We start from the raw sequence: 17,442 nt of genomic DNA on the forward strand, positions 1-17,442 counted from the left end.
CGAGCGCGAGGGATGCTACGTTAAGGCGAGCACCTGCCATTCAAGGTTCAGGTGACATTTCGAGATGCGCCAAAGGCCTGACTTTCTTCGAATAGGGGTCATTCCGCGAAGACGCTCACTCGATTGTGCATCGCTACAAATTCATAAGCGAAATTTTTGGGGATCACCGCTCTCGGAGAGCGGGCCTGGCGAATTGGCGGCTCGACATTCGCGAGTATCGGTATCTTGTGATACGCGACACATCGGACTGAATTCCGCCGAAACAGATATGCGAGCGTCCGTGGTCGGGGTAATATGGTAGAAGCGCGGAAATTTCTCAATAATTTGAAGATGAGCGAATAGAAAATGGCCGACGACGAACTCAAATCACAGTTCCAGCAGACCTTCGTGCCTGTTTGTGCGATCGGGGCGTCTGCGGGCGGGGTGTCGGCACTGCAGAATTTATTCCGGCAGTTGCCGACCGACCTCGGACTTGCCTATGTCGTCATCGTCCATCTATCTCCCGATGAACCGAGCTCGCTGGGCGAGATCCTTTCTGTGTGCACCCGCATGCCTGTGCACCAGATCGAAGATAGCCCGACGCTGAAGCGGGATTGCGTCTTCGTCATCGCGCCGGATCGGGAAGTCATCATCGATGGCGATAATATATCTTCAAGACCATTCAGCGAACCGCGGGGCCGGCGCGCGCCGATCGATATGTTTTTTCGTTCGGTTGCCGCCGCGCGCGGTGATGGCGTCGCTATTGTTCTCTCCGGAGCGGGTGCGGATGGCGCGCTCGGCGTGACAGCCATCAAGGAAGCCGGCGGCGTGATCATGGTCCAGGATCCTGCCGAGGCGAGCTTCAACGCCATGCCGCAAAACGCAATCGCGACTGGCGCCGCTGATTTCGTCGCTCCCATACCCAGATTGGTCGAACGGCTCTCCGAGGTGGCTCGCAGCAAGGAAGCCGTCCGGTCGCTTGATATGGCAGGGGTGGCCAATGATCTCCGGCGGATCGTCGCTTTGTTGCGGGCTCGAACCGGCCACGATTTTTCCGCTTACAAGCGCGCCACCGTGATGCGGCGGGTTGTGCGAAGGATGCAGGTTTGTCGCACGGAGACGCTTGCCGACTATGCCGACTATTTGCTGACGACACCTGAGGAGGCGCAGAATCTATTCTCCGATCTGTTGATATCGGTGACGATGTTCTTCCGCGACGAACAGGCTTTCGAAGCGCTAGGACGCCAGGTGATCAAGCCCCTGTTCGATGCCTATAGCGGGGAGAACGACGAGAGTATTCGTGTATGGGTGGTCGGCTGTGCAACGGGGGAGGAAGCGTACAGCGTGGCTATTCTTCTGCATGAAGAAATGGCTCGCCGCAGCGTAAAAATCCCTCTGCAGATCTTCGCGACCGATTTGGATGAGGGAGCGCTCGGGACAGCCAGGGAAGGGCGCTATCCGAGAGCGATCGAGGCTGACGTTTCCGAGGAGCGATTGTCTCGTTTCTTCATTGACGAAGGTACCCATTTCCGGGTCCGCAAGGAAGTAAGAGAAAGCGTGCTGTTTGCCAAGCACAGCGTCCTGAAGGAGCCGCCTTTCATGCGGCTCGATCTGATTACCTGCCGGAATTTGCTGATCTATCTTGAACGCGCCCTTCAGGCCCAGGTCTGCTCGATCTTTCACTACGGATTGCGGGCGGGGCGATATCTCTTTCTTGGCTCAGCCGAGACGGTTGATGTCGCCGCCGACCTTTTCGCGCCGGTCGATAGGCAGGCGCGCATCTATAGCGCCCGGCCTCACGGCGGCCATTTGTTGCCGATCCTGCCGCAGTTTGCCGCACCGGAGCAGCAGCTGACGAGCAATGATCGGCCAACGCCGATCACCACGGAACGGGCAGCGCTTCCAGCCGCCCTCCATCTCGCGGCGCTGGAACACAACGCGCCGGCGAGCGTCTTGGTCGATGATGGGCAGAATATTCTGCATCTGTCTCCGACGGCGGGCCGATTTATTTTGCACTCGGCCGGGCCGGTCTCCAAAACCTTGACTGCGATCGTCAGACCGGAACTTCGTTTAGATCTCGGAATAGCGCTTTCACGAGCGCTCGAGAAAGGAGAGCCGAGCGTTACGTTGCCGACGGTGGTCGCCTTCGATCAAGGTAAGCGGCGAATTTCCATGCAGGTGACCCCCATCACAAACGACGCGCAGAAGGCTGCGCAGGCTCTGGTGTTCTTCCTGGACGGGGGTGTCGTCCTCGATAGTGATGAGTTGGAACCCGTGGCCGACGCGCGCCCGGACGAAGTTCGCCGCGTCTATGCCGAGCTCAAGGCTTCACAAGAGGCGCTGATGCTAAGCCGCAGCGGACACGACGCCCTCGTTCAAGAGCTTCGTGCGGCCAATGAAGAGCTGCAATCGATGAACGAGGAATATCGTTCGACGGCCGAAGAGCTCGAGACCTCCAAGGAGGAGCTGCAGTCCATCAACGAGGAACTCCACACCGTCAATGCCGAACTGAAAAGCAAGCTGGAGAGTATCTCGGCAGCGCATAGCGATCTGCAGAACCTGTCGGCTGCCACCGAAATCGGCACGCTTTTCCTCGATCCGGACCTCCGCATCAAGATGTTCACCGCGCCGGTCGCGGAGCTCTTCAACGTCACAAGGCACGATATCGGCCGCGCCATCACCGATTTTACCCATCAACTGAACTATGACGATATCGAGAGCGACGCGCGAAGAGTTTTGAAAGATCTGATCCCTATCGAGCGCGAAGTTACCAGCCGCAAGGGCCGGCAGTTCTCGATGCGCCTGCGGCCCTACAGGACGGTAGAAGACCGGATCGATGGAACCGTCGTGACATTTGTCGACATATCCGACCGCGCGCGGGCCGAGGCGGCGTTGCGTGCAAGCGAGGATCGGCTGCGCCAGTTTGGTGAGGCGTCGCAGGATATTCTTTGGATCCGGGACGCCGAGACATTCCAATGGTCGTATCTGACACCCGCATTCGAAGCGATTTATGGCCTTGATCGCGAAGCTGCGCTTCGAGGGGATAATATGGCTGGATGGCTGGAGATGATCCTGCCGGAAGATCGTGAACGGGCAGCCGAAAACCTGCGACGGGTTCGCACCGGTGAGCGAGTGGTCTTCGAATATCGCATCCGGAGGGCCTCGGATGGAGGTATTCGCTGGCTCCGGAACACGGATTTTCCCATCAAGGATGAAACGGGACGTGTTGCCCATATCGGTGGAATTGGCCACGACATTACCGAGATCAAGGATACCGAAGCGGCGCTTGCAGCCGCCGAGCAACGTCAGCGCGCTCTTTTGGAAGGCATTCCGCAACTCGTCTGGCGCGCGGTGGACGGAGGCAGTTGGACATGGTCGAGCCCGCAATGGACCAGCTATACCGGCCAGGCTGAGGGCGAAAGCCGTGGTTCGGGATGGCTCGAACCGGTACACCCTGACGATCGTGACAGTGCGCTGGCAAATTGGTCCAAGGCCATTGAATCTGGCGGGATGGAGACGGAATACCGCATCCGTCGGGCTGATACGAACTCTTATCGGTGGTTTCACACACGGGCAACACCGGTTCGTGACGGAAATGGCGCCATCGTCGAGTGGCTCGGCACATCAACCGACGTCGATGATTTGCGTGGCATGCAGGCACGCCAGGAAATCCTGGTGGCCGAGTTGCAGCATCGAACGCGGAATCTGATGGGTGTCATACGCTCGACGGCCGACAAGACCGGCCGCGCCAGCAACGACCTTGAGGAATTCCGTGAGAAATTCCACGATCGGCTCAATGCGTTGGCGCGAGTTCAGGGGCTGCTGTCACGTCTCAACGAACATGACCGGGTTACCTTCGACGAACTGATCGAAAGTGAACTTTCGGCGATGGATGGCAGTGCCGAGCGCACCAGCCTCGAAGGACCGAGCGGGGTGCGCTTGCGATCTTCCACGGTCCAGACGCTGGCGATGGCTCTCCATGAGCTTGCCACGAACGCTGTAAAATATGGCGCGCTTGGTCAGCCCGCCGGCCGATTGTCCGTTCGCTGGAGGCTTGATGAGCAGGGTGATGGCGGTCGTCCCTGGCTCCATATCGATTGGCGCGAAATCGGCGTTAAAATGCCCGGCGGAGGTGAGGCCGTGGCCGGCACGGGGCAGGGTCGTGAGCTGATCGAACAGGCGCTCCCATATCAACTCGGCGCCCAAACAAGCTATGTGCTCGGTCCTGACGGTGTTCATTGCACCATCGCGATACCGGTTTCGGCGACGAGATCCGCAAGGGAGACTCCGGATGAATGATCAATCATTGAAAGGTCTCCGCATTCTTGTGGTCGAAGATGAATACTTGCTTGCCATGGAGCTTAGCGATTTTCTGAGCGACGCCGGAGCCTTGATCATTGGACCTGTCGGAACGCTAAACGATACGTTTGAATTGATCGGCAAAACATCGCTTATCGATGGGGCTATCCTCGATATTAATTTGAGGGGCGAGACGGTCTTCCCGGCGGCTGACAAACTGGTGGAGCGAAATGTTCCGATCTTATTCACGTCCGGTTATGATGCCGCTGGGCTCCCAAGCCGATTCAGGCATTGCGATTTGCTGGGTAAGCCCAACGACATGGCCAAACTCTGTGAGGCTATCCGCCGGATTACAGCCGGACCCGGCCAATAATGCCGCGGACTGTCGTGCGCTCGTCTAAGGCATTTGAGCAGGATCGCTTCGGGAATTGGCGACAAGTTCATGCTACGGGCCGTATCAACTCCGACGGCAATTCGCGGGTAAGAGGAAGATGCATCAGCCGTTCATACTCGGCTTCGGGCGTACCATAGGCTTCGCCAGCGATCTTGATCAGTTGTACGCGATCTCGGATCTCGATGTTCGATCGTGTGGCCCTGATCAATTTTTCGCCCTCAAGCACATGGATCGCGTCTGTGACGGATGACCGCCTCACGCCGAGCATTATCGAAAGATATTCATGCGTCAAATCAAAGGATTGTAGAGGAACGCGATCCTGAACCATCAAGAGCCAGCGCGCCAATCTCTGTCGCAGCTCAAATTTGGCGTTTACCAATGCCGTGTGACTGACCTGCACCCCCAGAATTCGGGAGAAACGCGCACCGAGCAATCCGAGGTCAGGCGCCAGGTGAAGCGCAGCTCGAAAGTCGAGAGCCGCCATGACCAGCGCGTCGCCCTCGACTTGGTTGATTAACTCGTGAGAGGTCCGATCGTCACCGATCGCGATTCCCATCCCGGTCATGCCCTCCCTGCCAATCAGCCCCGTTTCGATCCGCGTTCCCTGGCGACCCACCGCAATGAGCGAGGCGACGCAATCAATTGGGAAGTAGACGCGAGTGACCTTCTGATTCTGGACCTCCATGACCGCACCGCGAGGCAAGTGCACACGGCGCAGAAAGCGGGAGATCTGGCCAAGTTGCTGCTGCGGCAATCGTCTCAGGATTGCGTTCCGCTGCATTTCATCGTTGGCCACGGCCGCTGGCTCCAACACGTTCGCGAGCGCGGCGACTATCGCACGGTCTTCCAGAGGCTTGCGCAGAAAAAGCTTGTCGGCGTGGCGAGCCGGGACGACTTGTGGATCGAACGCAGTTGCGAAAATGAACGGAACAGCGCGACGTTCAAGTTCGTCGGCGACCGGAAATACCATCTCTCCGGATAACCTTATATCCAGCATCGCGGCCGCGATGTTATCACCCGCGCGAATTCGCTCGAGAGCTTCTTCGACACCGGGCAATGGGCCGACAACGTCGAAGCCCATTTGGTCGAGTCGTCGCGCCAGATCGGACGCGATGAAGTAATCATCCTCGACCAGCAGAACCCGAGTTCCCTCAGCGATTTGCGATGCAGCCATTTCGCACCTACCATCAGATTGGTCGAGCACTATCTGGAAACGGAGGCGATCCTAAGCGGTTCCATCATATCCCAATATACCGTTGCGCGCTCAGTCTTGTTCAGAGGGGCGAATATTGGACTGAAGCTGGTCGAGGAGGGCAGAGATTTCTTCGTAGGCTTGTTTGACAGCCAGATGACCTTCCGCTCGCTCCTTCAGCACCGAATCCTGGACAGCGCGGTATAAGAGGTTTCGGATCTTCCAGAGACGAGTTTCCGCCGCCGGGCTGCACCTAATATCATTCATTTGGCCCTCCTTATCACGCTGGGCTCTCGGCGCGAGACTCTGTTCGCGAGCGGAAACAACCACTGTCTTCGGGGAATAGCCTAACCTGTGCCGTATGACGCTCAAATGGCCAGCAAAACAACCTGATCCTAGTAAGTTCGGCGACCACGTGCCCAACCAGAACAAGACCGCAAAGTTCCTTTGCAGCACGCAGAACCATGCTGATCGACCTGCTCATCGCCTGCCTTCCGCAAGCCGCGCGGCTGCGGTGAGTGACTACGGTTTGTACGTTGCCGTACAATGTCTAATCGCTGATGGTTGTAATCTAGGATGGCGGATCGCTCCGCTATAATGTGGATTTGCGGAGCTCATGGATGTGAGACGGGTGGAGTAGATAGCAGGAAATAAAATCGTTCAACTGAGACTTAGGGGAGGGGAAACGATGTTCAGCGAACTGCTTGGCAGATGCGTTCTCGTGGTCGAAGATGATTATTTCCAGGCAAGCGATCTGACGATCGCGCTCGAAGACCAAGGCTGCGATGTCGTCGGCCCTTTCTCCACACTTGCCGCCGGGATGCGTGCTTTTGCGAAGGCACGGATCGATGCCGCGGTGCTGGACATTCATCTCGGCGCCGAGCGCATATACGGTCTCGCGGATCAGCTTAATGAAAGCAATATTCCCTACTTATTCGTCACTGGCTACGACGCGACGGCGATCCCAGAGCGATTTCGAAAGATCGAGCGCCTTTCAAAGCCAGTTGAGCTTGAAAAGATCATCCCCGTGCTGACCGCCATGATTAGCAAACATGCCAGCAGACATTAGAACGATGTAGGCACGGCCGTTGATCCCACAGAATGAGAAAGACAGCGAGAGCGATGTTCCGAAGGAATGCCGATAGCCGCTGGTCGGCAGCTATCGGCATCGGCAGGAGAACCGGAAGGCGGGGAGCCCTTCCACTTGTAAAACCACACGCCTCTCGGAAAGTTCCTCATATCAGTCGAATAGAAGTGTATTCGGCCATGTCCCTACGCCAGCGTCCCCTCAAGTCTTGGTCAGGTAACATAATGAAACGAAAGTGACACCTCCGCGACCAATGCCGGGACGCAAAAATGGCCCGATCTAAGGTCGGGCCAAGCTTTGCGGGAAGGCTGAGTGATATGAGTGAAAGATCACCCGCGGAATAAACTGGGCAGCCCGGCTAAGGTTCCCAGTGCTCGAAACAAATCGCCCTGCCGGGTGGGGCCAGGCAGGGCAGCAACAGGAGCACTGTTGGGAGCGCGAGTCGGGATAAACCGGAGTTCAGTAACTTACGCAGCTTCAATCTATCATTGTGTGACAGCTTTGTGAATGCCACCATTCGCATCGGGCGATGGCCGTGGGCGGACCAAGCGCTACGTTCTTCGCACCGACTACTCGCAAACCGTCTCGCGCACTACGACCCGATGATGATGACGGTAACCGTAGCGCCTCTCTGTCCAGCACCGGCGATGATACCTGTAGCGCGGGGCGTCATAGTATCCATCATCTGCGTAGGCCGGCCGATCGCGATAATAGCGTGGCGGCGCATCATAGTCGTAGCGAGGCCCAACTCCGTATTCAAAATAGACCTGAGAGAATGCCGGCGATGCGCCCAAGGTCGTTGCGAGCGCCAGCGCTGCGATTACAATTCTTTTCATGTCTTTCCATTCCAATTTACATACAGCTCCGGCGCGCTAATCCGCGCCTTAGATGTAGTATGACATGAGCGCTGCTTATGAACACGGACCAAAGTCCCGACCACGTAAGGACTTAGGCCTTAGAACTCATGAAAGCTTTGTCCGCCGGCGTACATAGAAATGGGTCGACTCGTCGTTCTCATAGCGTAAGATGATATATCGCCGCCAACCGAATAAGTAGGCGGTGGCGACTGAGGGTTTGTACGTGCTCCCGCCTGCAGGACCGAGGAAGCAGCATTATGCCCTTTCGGAAATACGCATCTATTCCAAATGATCCTGATTTTCGCGAAGCCTTAGTGCTTTGGGCTCGCAAGTTTGCCAGATCCGAGATGGTGGCAAAACGTGTGGCTCAGCGGACGATTGATGTCTTGTGCGACAATCCCAGCCTCCTCGACGGCCGCGACATAAACGAAGCGATTTTCAAGCTATTGCGTCGGCACGCGTTCGATGAAATCGAATTGTCGCGTGAGCAAGGCCTGCACGCTGATGGCGCGGTGCCCGAGGAGCGGGTTGATCATTGCAGTCACTAAAAGTTGGCTCTGCTGGAAAGGGCGTCCCGGATCGCCTCGATGCGGAGTTCCATTCGCGGCGCTAGAATTTTCCGCTTTCTTTGATCTTTCCAATTTTTGAAAAAAGCTGTGCTTCCCAACGTCTTTGAATGAGTTTCATTCATTGCGCTAGGCATCGATTATCGCCGGAACACAGATCCTTTTGCGGTGTGAGAGGCGAGATGTTCGCTCAAGCGGAAGTTGCTCGGATTGGAACAACTAAGCTGCCTGCAGGTTAGGCTCGGTAACCGCCTAAACAATAGTTCATGTCCGCGTGACGCGTGGAGAATTACTTGATGCCGCTTGCAGCTCAGTCAGACGTCGCATTCAGCCATCCGCGGATCTACTATGTGAATCCATTGCTGCTGGCAGGGCGAGATCGATGGAGCGAGGTATTTGATCACGCGAGCACGCTCGGCTTCGACATCGTGCTCTCGGCCCCGCCTTTTTGCAAAAAGGCTGGCGGCGGTCTTTTTTCCACGGACAATTACGAACATCTGGATCCGGCGCTCGAGCTGGAAGGAGATGCGAAAGAGGCTCTCTCCATGCTGGTGCAAGAGGCGCGAGCATCGGGGATCGAACTCATGCTCGACCTTATGGTTAGCGCTCATGACGCGGGGACCGCAACCGCCTTTACCCCGCTCGACCCACGGCGGTCGCCCCTCTCTTCAACTAGGCCTGTAGCACTATCCCCAGCCGCGGTAATCGACGAGTGGGAAGCGCGGCTGGCGGAGTTTGCGTCATGTGGAATCGCTGGATATCGGGTCCTTGGCATTGCCGGCCTCCCTGTCGATGGCTGGCGGCGCTTGATGAGCAGCGCGAAAAAGGCACGACCGGGAACGAGGTTTTTTGCGTACACGCCGGGGACGGATTTCGCCCTACGCTCGGCATTACGGGACTGCGGCTTCGATGGTGCCTTTTCCTCGCTTGCCTGGTGGGATCTGCGAGAAAGCTGGTTCCTTGAGGAATATCGCCTGCAGCTTCCTTTCGGACGGCAGATCGCCTTTCCGGAAGTGCCGTTTGGACGGCGCCTGGCGCATGGCACCGAAAGCAGGGAAATCCGCGAGCGAAAATCACGCCGCGCTCTCCATCTTGCCGCCGAACTCGGCGATGGATTGCTTGTGCCGATGGGTTTCGAATTCGGCGCCACCCTGCCGCTCGATCCGACATATGGTCATGGACAGGGCTTGCGTGTCCTTAAAGCCGAGGGAGCCTACGATATCTCGGGGGATATACGCGATCTGAATTCCGCGCCACGCGGCTCCACTCGACCGATGACCCTTCGTTGCGAAACAACCAGCCAGGTGACGGTGATTGCCCAGGCTGATCGGCCTGCATTGCGGGATGCAACGCATGCGCGGCTTCTCGCTGTTAACAGAGATCCGCGTCGTCCCGCGGAACTGCCTGACGATATCATGCATCGCTTGGCTTCGCCTTTCCTGCCCATTGAGGCGGTGCCTAGCAGCTGCAGGATCGCTCCGGGCGAGGTGCGTGTTATCACAACTGAGGCCCGCCCTCTCGTCACGGCTGACGAAGGGCAGCTGTCTCTCGCCGAAGCGACGGCCTCTCCACGCATCGCCATCGAACATGTTACGCCGCAGGTCGACGATGGACGCTTTCCAATCAAGCGCATCGTCGGCGATACCGTGATCGTCGAGGCGGACATCTTTGCCGATGGCCATGATCTGCTGTCGGCGGCCCTGCTTTACCGCGCCCACGATGAGCTTGATTGGCGTCAAACCAAGATGGTCCTTTCCGAAAACGATCGCTGGCAGGGCGCATTCCTGCTCGATCGCATCGGGCGCTTCGATTTCATGGTCGAGGCCTGGAAAAATCCCTTTGCCATTTTCCGCTACGAGCTTCTCAAGAAGAGCGAAGCGCGGCTCGATCTTCGGTTGGAACTGATCGAAGGCGAAGAGTTGATCCGGGATGCTGCAGTCGATGGCGGCGTACGGATGAGGGATGAGGATAGGACGGAACTCGCGATGCTGCTTGCCGAGCTCGAAAGACGTGACGGGCCGGGCAAGCTTGAATTGCTCCTTGCCACACGTACAAACGAACTGATGGCGCTTGCCGACCGCCGTCCTTTCACCTCGCACTCGCGGATCTATGGTGTGGAAGCCGAACGCCGCGAGGCGGCCTTTGCGAGCTGGTATCAGATCTTTCCCCGTTCGCAGAGCGGTGACCCCAATCGCCACGGCACGTTCGAAGACGTCATCGCACGCCTGCCGGCCATCCGGGATATGGGCTTCGACGTGCTCTATTTCCCGCCGATCCACCCGATCGGCCACACCAACCGCAAGGGCCGCAACAATTCTCTTATTGCCGCTCCCACTGATCCGGGCAGTCCTTACGCAATTGGTTCGGAAGCCGGCGGGCATGAAGCAATCCACCCCCTCCTTGGACAATTCGATGACTTCGAGCATCTGATTTCGGAAGCAAAGCGGTTCGGATTGGAGATCGCGCTCGACTTAGCGATTCAGGCCTCTCCGGACCACCCGTGGCTAAAGGAACATCCGGGCTGGTTCGACTGGCGGCCCGACGGTACGATCCGTTATGCGGAAAATCCGCCGAAGAAATACGAAGACATCGTCAATGTCGATTTCTACGCACCGGAGGCCGTGCCGGCGCTTTGGGCCGAACTGCGCGACATCGTCGAAATGTGGATCGAGGAAGGCGTAAACGTCTTCCGCGTCGACAATCCCCATACCAAGCCTTTTCCCTTCTGGGAGTGGCTGATCGGCGATATCCGCGCACGTCATCCAAAGGTCGTGTTCCTTTCGGAAGCCTTCACAAGGCCGAAAGTGATGTACCGGCTGGCGAAGGTCGGCTTCTCTCAATCCTACACATACTTCACATGGCGCAACACAAGAGCGGAGTTGGAGGAATATCTGACCGAGCTTACTCATGGTGAGGTCACCGAATTCTTTCGTCCCCATTTCTTCGTCAACACCCATGATATCAATCCGGACTTCCTGCAGAATGCGCCGCGCTCTGCCTATCTCATCCGGGCCGCGCTGGCTGCCACATTGTCCGGCCTTTGGGGCGTCTATAACGGCTTCGAGCTGTGCGAAGGACGGCCCGATGCCAAGCGCAAGGAATATGCCGATAGTGAAAAATACGAGATCCGTGCCTGGGATTACGACCGACCGGGCAACATCAAGGCGGAAATCTCGATGCTCAACCGCATTCGCAAGAATAATTCAGCCCTGCATTCGCATCTCGGGCTGACATTTCTGCCCTCGTCGAACCCCAACGTCATGTTTTTCGAGAAGGCAAGCGGCGGACGCCACAACGTTCTGTTTGTCGCCGTGACGCTCAATCCGCACGCGATAGAGGAAAGCAATATCGAATTTCCGCTCCGGCGGTTTGGCCTGGCAGACGAAGGGACCCTCGCTTTCGAGGATCTCGTTAGCGGCCAAAGATTCAGTCGCACGGGGAAGTGGCAGATGATCCGGCTCGATCCGGCCCATTTGCCCTTTGCCATCTGGCGCGTCAGGGCAGGGGAGGTCTGAGATGGACACTGTTCACATGCCCGAGGTCGATAATGCTGCCGATGATCCGCTATGGTATAAGGATGCGATCATCTATCAGCTGCACATCAAGTCCTTTTACGATGCCAATGGCGATGGCATCGGCGACTTCGAAGGCCTGTACCAGAAGCTCGACTATATCGCCGCACTCGGCGTCAATGCCATTTGGCTCCTGCCGTTCTTTCCCTCGCCCCGGCGCGATGATGGTTATGATATTGCCGATTATCGCAACGTCAGCCCTGATTACGGGACGCTGGAGGATTTCCGGAAGTTCGTGACGGCTGCGCATGAGCACAATATCCGCGTCATTATCGAGCTCGTCATCAATCACACGTCGGACCAACATCCCTGGTTCCAACGCGCGCGGCAATCGCCTGCCGGAAGCCCCGAACGAGACTTCTACGTCTGGTCGGATACCGACCTGAAATTTCCCGAGACCCGCATCATTTTTCTCGATACGGAAAAATCGAACTGGACATTCGATCCCGTGGCGGGCGCCTATTACTGGCATCGCTTCTATTCGCACCAGCCAGATCTCAACTTCGATAATCCGCTGGTCATGAAGGAGATTATCGATGTCATGCGTTTCTGGCTTGAGACCGGCATCGATGGCTTCCGGCTCGATGCAATCCCCTATCTTGTCGAGCGCGAAGGCACCAACAATGAAAATCTGCCGGAAACCCATCTGATCCTCAAAGAGATCCGTGCGGCGCTTGATGCGACACATTCCGGCGTGCTGCTCCTTGCCGAGGCAAACCAGTGGCCAGAGGACACGCGCGAATATTTCGGCGACGGCGACGAATGCCATATGGCGTTCCATTTCCCCCTGATGCCGCGCATGTACATGGCGATTGCCAAGGAAGACCGCTTTCCGATCACCGACATCATACGTCAAACGCCTGAGATCCCCGACATCTGCCAATGGGCGATCTTCCTCAGAAATCATGACGAATTGACGCTCGAAATGGTCACCGACGCTGAACGCGATTATCTGTGGGAGACCTATGCCTCCGATAAGCGCGCCCGTATCAACCTTGGCATCCGCCGCAGGTTGGCGCCATTGATGGAACGCGACCGCCGCCGTATCGAGCTCATGAATGCATTGCTGCTGTCCATGCCGGGAACACCTATCGTCTATTATGGCGATGAGATCGGCATGGGAGACAATATTTATCTCGGCGACCGGGACGGGGTGCGCACCCCTATGCAATGGTCCCCCGATCGCAACGGCGGCTTTTCGCGCGCAGATCCGGCACGCCTCGTATTGCCGCCGGTTGCCGATCCCCTTTACGGCTACGAGGCATTGAATGTCGAGGCGCAGGTGTCGGACGCGCATTCGCTGTTGAATTGGACACGGCGAATGCTGGCGCTGCGCGGTCGCCACAGCGCCTTCGGGCGGGGTTCAATGCGGTTTCTGACGCCGGCGAACCGGCGGATTCTCGCCTATTTGCGCGAATATGATGATGAGGTCATTCTTTGCGTCGCAAACCTGTCACGCGTTCCCCAGGCGGTAGAGCTCGATTTGCAGCAGTTCGAAGGGCGGGTTCCGGTGGAGTTGACGGGTATGTCGCCGTTCCCGCCGATCGGGCAGCTCACCTATCTGCTCACACTGCCTCCCTATGGTTTCTTCTGGTTCCAGCTCGCTGCCGAAGCCGACGGGCCGGCCTGGCGCACGGCCCCGCCTGAGCAACTTGTCGATCTGGTGACGATCGTTATCAGACGCAGCCTGACGGAGCTTGCCGAGCTGCCGCATCACACGGCGATGCTGAGCAGGGATATCCTGCCGGCCTATCTTGCGAAGCGCCGCTGGTTCGGCGCCAAGGACCAGGCTCTGCAGGAGGCGAGGCTTGTTTCCGCGACACCGATACCCTTTGCCGACGGTATCGTGCTCGGAGAGATCGAGGTTGTGCTGCCGGATCATGTGGAGAGCTATCAATTGCCGCTCGCAGCCGAATGGGATGATACGGCGCCCAACGTGCTCGCCCAGCAGCTTTCCCTTGCGCGCATCCGGCAGGGTAGGCGGGTTGGATTCTTGACCGACGGATTTGCCGTCGAGATGATGGCACGCGGCATTTTTCAAGGCCTATGCGATCGCTCGACGGTCAGCGGACGCACCGGCATGATCGAGTTCATCGGTACTGATCGGCTCGATTGTCTGGCTTTGACCGGGGATATGCCGATCCGCTGGCTTTCGGCCGAACAATCCAACAGCTCCTTGCTCGTGGGCGACCTGGCAATGATCAAGCTGATCCGCCATGTCTTCGTCGGCGTCCATCCGGAAGTCGAGATGACGCGCTATTTGACGGAACATGGTTATGAGCATACTGCCCCTCTTCTGGGCGAGGTGGCTCGGACCGACGGTGAAGGTCGCCGATCGACGCTGATCATCGTGCAAGGCGCGATCCGCAACCAGGGTGACGCCTGGAATTGGATGCTGTCCAACCTGCGCCGCACCGCTGACGAGATCGTTATCACCGAGGCTGCAGTCGAGTCGGCCGATGAGCAGCTGCAGCCACTTCTGCATTTTATTTCCATGGTCGGCGAACGCCTTGGAGAATTGCATGTCTTACTGGCGCAGCCGACCGACAACGAAGCCTTCGCACCGCGTCGGGCGGATGCACGCGATATCGCCGGCATTCGCAAAACCTTAACGGGCGAGATCACCTATGCCTTTTCCAAGCTGACCGACCTCGAAGACAGTGTCGAGCCGGAGATCGCAGAGCAAATGTCCTCGCTGCTTGCCAAACGCGACAGGATCCTCGAGCTTGCCAGTGCGCTGGCGGAGGAGGCGAAAGGCACGTTGTTGACGCGTGCGCATGGCGATTTCCATCTTGGCCAGATCCTGGTGACGGAAGGCGATGCTGTCATCATCGATTTCGAAGGCGAGCCAGCGCGCAATCTTGCCGAGCGCCGCGCCAAGACGAGCCCGTTGCGCGACGCTGCCGGCCTGCTGCGGTCGCTCGATTATCTCTCAGCAACCGCCATGCTCGAAAACGACGCCATTTCGGATCATCATGATGCCCGCCGCCGAGAGGTGATCCGGCGCTTCGCGGAAAATGCGGAACGCATCTTTCTGACATCCTACATCGCGGCATTGGCGGCTTCGCCCGATTTGCCGAAAGAGCCTGCCGAAGCTCGGCGGATCATCGATATCTTTCTTCTGGAGAAGGCTGCCTATGAGATCGCCTACGAGGCACGAAACCGTCCGAAGTGGCTTCCGATCCCGCTGAACGGACTTGCCGCCATCATAGCGCGACTGTCGGGGAGCCGCTCATGAGCGATGTTGCCGACATTCTCAGCGGAGTGGATGCGGGTTCCATGCATGCCCTGGCGGAGGGGCGGCATGGAGATCCCTTTTCGATCCTCGGCATGCACCAAGGTGTGGATGGCCGCTACAGCGTCAGAGCCTATCTGCCTGGGGCTTTGCGCGTTGAAATTCTCAATCGGGACAGTGATCGCGTTCTGGCGTCGGCCGATCTTATCCATCCCGCCGGCCTGTTTGGCGCCACACTTGCCGAACGCAACGCCTATTATCTGAAAATTCACTGGCCCGATGCAATCCAGGTGACGGCCGATCCCTACAGCTTTGCGCCGTTGCTCGGTGATCTGGATCTCCATCTGATCTCGCAAGGCACGCATTACAATCTGAGCGAGGCTCTTGGCGCCAATCCCATGACGGTCGACGATGTCGCGGGCGTGCGTTTCGCGGTCTGGGCGCCGAATGCAAGCAGGGTATCCGTGGTCGGCGACTTCAACGCCTGGGACGGGCGCCGCCATCCGATGAGGCTCCGGCCGCAGGTCGGTGTCTGGGAGATATTCATTCCGCATATCACGGTCGGCGAACGCTACAAGTTCGAGATTGTCGATCGCTCCGGTACCCTGCTTCCGCAGAAGGCCGATCCGGTCGCACGGGCAGCGGAGCCCGCGCCATCGACGGCGTCCGTGGTGGCGTCATCCGAGCCCTTTCGCTGGAACGATCATGCCTGGATGGACAATTGCCGAAACGCCGATCATTTCGCCAAGGCGCTTTCGATTTACGAGGTTCATGCCGGTTCCTGGCTGCGCTACATGGAAGATGGCGGCCGCGCGCTGGATTGGATCGAACTCTCGCAGCGGCTCATTCCCTATGTCAGCGAAATGGGCTTCACCCATATCGAGCTCCTGCCGATCATGGAGCATCCTTTTGGCGGATCGTGGGGGTATCAGCCACTCGGGCTGTTCGCGCCGACCGGGCGCCACGGCACGCCTGAAGATTTCGCATATTTCGTCGATCGCTGCCATCAGGAAGGGCTCGGTGTCATTCTGGATTGGGTGCCGGCGCATTTCCCGACGGATGTGTGGGGACTGGCGCGTTTTGACGGAACCGCGCTTTATGAGCATGAGGATCCGCGGGAGGGTTTCCATCGCGATTGGAACACGCTGATCTATAATCTTGGACGCAACGAGGTCAAAGGCTTCCTGATCGCGAGCGCGCTCGAATGGCTTGACCGCTTTCATGTGGACGGACTGCGCGTCGATGCCGTCGCTTCCATGCTCTATCGCGACTATAGCCGCCCGGAAGGCGAGTGGATCCCGAACCGCTACGGAGGGCGCGAAAACCTGGAAGCCATCGAATTCTTCAAGCATCTGAACAGCATCGTTCACGAGCGCTTTCCGCATGCGCTGATGATTGCCGAGGAGTCGACCGCTTTTCCGAACATCACCAGACCTGCTGCGGAAGGCGGACTCGGCTTCGACATGAAGTGGAATATGGGATGGATGCACGACACGCTTCATTACATGTCCGACGATCCGGTCTATCGAAAATATCATCATGGCTCGATGACATTCGGCATGATCTATGCCTATAGCGAGCGCTTCATCCTGCCGTTTTCGCATGACGAAGTCGTGCACGGAAAGGGTTCCATGCTGGCCAAGATGCCCGGCGATCCCTCGCAGAAGATGGCCAATCTTCGCGCTCTTTTTGGCTTCATGTGGGGGTACCCGGGTAAGAAGCTTCTCTTTATGGGCGGTGAGATCGGCCAATGGTCGGAATGGAGCCACGACAGTTCCGTGGAATGGGATCTCCTGGATGAACCGTCTCACGCCGGCCTGCAACGGCTGGTGCGCGATCTCAACCGAATCTACAGGCATTTTCCCTGCCTGCAGCACGGCGACACTGTGCCCGACGGCTTTGAGTGGGCGGTTGCGGATGATGCCGAACAGTCGGTTTTCGGAATGCTGCGCTTCGATCCCGGACGGCGGTCGGCCATTCTGATCGTCTCGAATTTCACTCCGATTTTCCGCGGTGGATACAGAGTTGGCGTCCCTTTTTCCGGTCTCTGGCGGCGGATACTCGATACGGATGACTCTGTTTATGGCGGAGCAGGCATCGGCTCCCGCGATCGTCTTACCGACGACTTTGCCGTGCATGGACGCCGCCAGTCCCTTCTCCTTGATCTTGCCCCTCTTTCAACAGCGATGTTTCTCTTTGAGGATGGAGAAACGATGACGGGAGGTGAGTGACCCTGAAGGTCTGCGTCGTGGGAAGTAGTC

At 57.8% G+C, this 17,442-nt stretch carries 10 protein-coding genes; 7 read left to right on the forward strand and 3 right to left on the reverse strand.

Annotated elements, in window-relative coordinates; all coding sequences use genetic code 11:
* Positions 1–345: 345 nt before the first annotated feature.
* Positions 346–4,278 (forward strand): chemotaxis protein CheB, encoded by a 3,933-nt coding sequence (locus PH562_RS01255; protein WP_285171070.1) that lies wholly within the window; start codon positions 346–348, stop codon positions 4,276–4,278.
* Positions 4,271–4,651: a response regulator gene (locus PH562_RS01260; protein ID WP_285171072.1), complete on the forward strand. Its 381-nt coding sequence runs from the start codon at positions 4,271–4,273 to the stop codon at positions 4,649–4,651. The genes PH562_RS01255 and PH562_RS01260 overlap by 8 nt, the downstream gene beginning before the upstream one ends.
* 67 nt (positions 4,652–4,718) lie before the next feature.
* Here PH562_RS01260 and PH562_RS01265 read toward each other — a convergent pair whose 3' ends face one another.
* Positions 4,719–5,846 (reverse strand): helix-turn-helix domain-containing protein, encoded by a 1,128-nt coding sequence (locus PH562_RS01265; RefSeq protein ID WP_285171073.1) that lies wholly within the window; start codon positions 5,844–5,846, stop codon positions 4,719–4,721.
* A gap of 90 nt (positions 5,847–5,936) precedes the next feature.
* Positions 5,937–6,131, reverse strand: coding sequence for a hypothetical protein (locus PH562_RS01270; protein ID WP_162738170.1), 195 nt, complete (start codon positions 6,129–6,131; stop codon positions 5,937–5,939).
* A 421-nt stretch (positions 6,132–6,552) separates the two neighbouring features.
* On the opposite strand from PH562_RS01270, the gene PH562_RS01275 reads away from it, so the two are divergent.
* Entirely contained in the window at positions 6,553–6,933 is a 381-nt protein-coding gene (locus PH562_RS01275; protein WP_285171077.1) for a response regulator, read from the forward strand.
* A 587-nt stretch (positions 6,934–7,520) separates the two neighbouring features.
* Here PH562_RS01275 and PH562_RS01280 read toward each other — a convergent pair.
* Positions 7,521–7,787 carry a hypothetical protein gene (locus PH562_RS01280; RefSeq protein ID WP_113232384.1) on the reverse strand — a complete coding sequence of 89 codons (267 nt, stop codon included), beginning with the start codon at positions 7,785–7,787 and terminating at the stop codon, positions 7,521–7,523.
* Between the two features lie 278 nt (positions 7,788–8,065).
* Here PH562_RS01280 and PH562_RS01285 point away from each other — a divergent pair, with 278 nt between their 5' ends.
* The 4 genes from PH562_RS01285 (at position 8,066) to glgB (ending at position 17,412) form a co-directional block, all read left to right on the forward strand.
* Positions 8,066–8,356 (forward strand): hypothetical protein, encoded by a 291-nt coding sequence (locus tag PH562_RS01285; protein ID WP_285171078.1) that lies wholly within the window; start codon positions 8,066–8,068, stop codon positions 8,354–8,356.
* 314 nt (positions 8,357–8,670) lie between these two features.
* Positions 8,671–11,889, forward strand: coding sequence for an alpha-1,4-glucan--maltose-1-phosphate maltosyltransferase (locus tag PH562_RS01290; protein ID WP_285171079.1), 3,219 nt, complete (start codon positions 8,671–8,673; stop codon positions 11,887–11,889).
* 1 nt (position 11,890) lies between these two features.
* Positions 11,891–15,184: a maltose alpha-D-glucosyltransferase gene (treS, locus tag PH562_RS01295; RefSeq protein WP_285171082.1), complete on the forward strand. Its 3,294-nt coding sequence runs from the start codon at positions 11,891–11,893 to the stop codon at positions 15,182–15,184.
* Positions 15,181–17,412 carry a 1,4-alpha-glucan branching protein GlgB gene (gene glgB, locus PH562_RS01300; protein ID WP_285171084.1) on the forward strand — a complete coding sequence of 744 codons (2,232 nt, stop codon included), beginning with the start codon at positions 15,181–15,183 and terminating at the stop codon, positions 17,410–17,412. The genes treS and glgB overlap by 4 nt, the downstream gene beginning before the upstream one ends.
* Positions 17,413–17,442 lie beyond the last annotated feature (30 nt).

The sequence above is a fragment of the Rhizobium centroccidentale genome (assembly GCF_030182565.1).
Lineage (GTDB): Bacteria > Pseudomonadota > Alphaproteobacteria > Rhizobiales > Rhizobiaceae > Rhizobium.

Coding starts and splice junctions, on each gene's coding strand:
- PH562_RS01290 (WP_285171079.1), top strand. CDS start 8,671: ATGCCGCTTGCAGCTCAGTCAGACGTCGCATTCAGCCATCCGCGGATC.
- PH562_RS01285 (WP_285171078.1), top strand. CDS start 8,066: ATGCCCTTTCGGAAATACGCATCTATTCCAAATGATCCTGATTTTCGC.
- PH562_RS01270 (WP_162738170.1), bottom strand. CDS start 6,131: ATGAATGATATTAGGTGCAGCCCGGCGGCGGAAACTCGTCTCTGGAAG.
- PH562_RS01260 (WP_285171072.1), top strand. CDS start 4,271: ATGAATGATCAATCATTGAAAGGTCTCCGCATTCTTGTGGTCGAAGAT.
- PH562_RS01280 (WP_113232384.1), bottom strand. CDS start 7,787: ATGAAAAGAATTGTAATCGCAGCGCTGGCGCTCGCAACGACCTTGGGC.
- glgB (WP_285171084.1), top strand. CDS start 15,181: ATGAGCGATGTTGCCGACATTCTCAGCGGAGTGGATGCGGGTTCCATG.
- treS (WP_285171082.1), top strand. CDS start 11,891: ATGGACACTGTTCACATGCCCGAGGTCGATAATGCTGCCGATGATCCG.
- PH562_RS01275 (WP_285171077.1), top strand. CDS start 6,553: ATGTTCAGCGAACTGCTTGGCAGATGCGTTCTCGTGGTCGAAGATGAT.
- PH562_RS01255 (WP_285171070.1), top strand. CDS start 346: ATGGCCGACGACGAACTCAAATCACAGTTCCAGCAGACCTTCGTGCCT.
- PH562_RS01265 (WP_285171073.1), bottom strand. CDS start 5,846: ATGGCTGCATCGCAAATCGCTGAGGGAACTCGGGTTCTGCTGGTCGAG.